The sequence below is a fragment of the Candidatus Kosakonia sp. 282A-S69 genome, assembly GCF_029433855.1.
In the GTDB taxonomy this organism is placed as follows: Bacteria; Pseudomonadota; Gammaproteobacteria; order Enterobacterales; family Enterobacteriaceae; genus Kosakonia; species Kosakonia cowanii_A.
On the sequence record NZ_JAROAU010000005.1, the window covers coordinates 173,042 to 173,278 of the forward strand.

Below are 237 nucleotides of genomic sequence, written 5' to 3' on the forward strand. Positions count from 1 at the left end.
ATTCATTTTGCTTTGAATGACGGTTTCCTCAGCGGCAAGTTTTTCATCAAGATGAGCCCTTTCCAGCGATGCTTTTGTCCAATCTGAAATATAAAGGCCAAACAGTTCATGATCCTTGTGATTGATTCCGCGATTAAACTGAATGACATGGCCGTTTTGGTCATGTTGGAAAATCATGCGAATGGCATCATGATGCTCGGTTATTTTACGCAGCGCTAGATGAAGCGCGTTAGCATT

At 42.2% G+C, this 237-nt stretch carries 1 protein-coding gene; it reads right to left on the minus strand.

Features of this window, described 5'->3' with window-relative positions; genetic code table 11:
- Nucleotides 1-237: condensation domain-containing protein (locus tag PU683_RS21650; protein ID WP_277174630.1), on the minus strand; the 237-nt coding region annotated here is incomplete at both ends.